Annotated in this window: 2 rRNA genes; both read left to right on the forward strand. The window is 54.1% G+C overall.

The features are described 5' to 3' along the window. A 23S ribosomal RNA gene (locus ACRQEC_RS09495) occupies positions 1-1,401 on the forward strand; the annotation flags it as partial. Between the two features lie 95 nt (positions 1,402-1,496). Continuing rightward, positions 1,497-1,616 (forward strand): 5S ribosomal RNA (gene rrf / locus ACRQEC_RS09500). Position 1,617 lies beyond the last annotated feature (1 nt).

The raw sequence follows: 1,617 nt of genomic DNA on the forward strand, positions 1-1,617 counted from the left end.
GGGTGAGGCCTGATGGTGACCACTTTTTGTGGGAAGTAGGGTGATCCTGTACTGCCGAGAAAAGCATCGACGTGAGTGGTAAGACCGCCCGTACCCGAAACCGACACTGGTAGTTGGGTAGAGCATACTAAGGCGTGCGAGTGAATCGTGGTTAAGGAACTCGGCAAAATGCCCCCGTAACTTTGGGAGAAGGGGGGCCCACTCTTTACACATCTCTTTGTCTGGGTGTTGTGGGGGGTTGGGTCGCAGAGTCTAGGGAGAAGCGACTGTTTATCAAAAACACAGGTCCGTGCGAAGCTGTAAGGCGATGTATACGGACTGACGCCTGCCCGGTGCTGGAAGGTTAAGCGGACTGGTTAGCCCCTATGGGGGCGAGGCTGGGAAGTTAAGCCCCAGTAAACGGCGGTGGTAACTATAACCATCCTAAGGTAGCGAAATTCCTTGTCGGGTAAGTTCCGACCTGCACGAATGGCGTAACGACTTCTCTACTGTCTCGACCACGAGCTCGGTGAAATTGCATTACGAGTAAAGATGCTCGTTTCGCGCAGCAGGACGGAAAGACCCCGGGACCTTTACTATAGCTTGGTATTGGTGTTCGGTACGGTTTGTGTAGGATAGGTGGGAGACTGTGATGCATGGACGCTAGTTTGTGTGGAGTCGTTGTTGAAATACCACTCTGGTCGTATTGCATGTCTAACTTTGGTCCGTGATCCGGGCTAAGGACAGTGCCTGGTGGGTAGTTTAACTGGGGCGGTTGCCTCCTAAAGGGTAACGGAGGCGCTCAAAGGTTTCCTCAGCCTGGTTGGTCATCAGGTGGTGAGTGTAAGTGTAGAAGGAAGCTTGACTGTGAGACAGACATGTCGAGCAGGTACGAAAGTAGGAACTAGTGATCCGGCGGTGGCTTGTGGAAGCGCCGTCGCTCAACGGATAAAAGGTACCCCGGGGATAACAGGCTGATCCTGCCCAAGAGTTCATATCGACGGCATGGTTTGGCACCTCGATGTCGGCTCGTCGCATCCTGGGGCTGGAGTAGGTCCCAAGGGTTGGGCTGTTCGCCCATTAAAGCGGTACGCGAGCTGGGTTCAGAACGTCGTGAGACAGTTCGGTCCCTATCCGCTGCGCGCGTTTGAGAATTGAGAAGGGCTGTTCCTAGTACGAGAGGACCGGGACGGACGAACCTCTAGTGTGCCAGTTGTTCCGCCAGGGGCATTGCTGGTTGGCCACGTTCGGGAGGGATAACCGCTGAAAGCATCTAAGCGGGAAGCCTGCTTCGAGATTAGTTCTCGTTCCACCGTTGGGGTGGGTGAGGTCCCCGGTTGATGATCGGGTTGATAGGCCAGGGATGTAAGGCTTGTGAGGGTTTTAGTTGACTGGTACTAATGGACCGAGAACCAAAAATTACGATAGACGGGTTGCTTGATAAGCGTGGGATTATTGATGTTTGCGTTCACTGTGCGATGACTGGCCACCATGTTGGTTGGTGTTTGTTTGGTTGTGGCGGTGGTTATAGCGGCAAGGGTATACGCCCGGTCTCCTTTTCGAACCCGGTAGCTAAGGTTGTTTGCGCTGATGGTACTGCACTCGGTGGGGTGTGGGAGAGTAGGTCACTGCCGCCAT

This window comes from Actinotignum saccati (assembly GCF_051265055.1).
Lineage (GTDB): Bacteria > Actinomycetota > Actinomycetes > Actinomycetales > Actinomycetaceae > Actinotignum.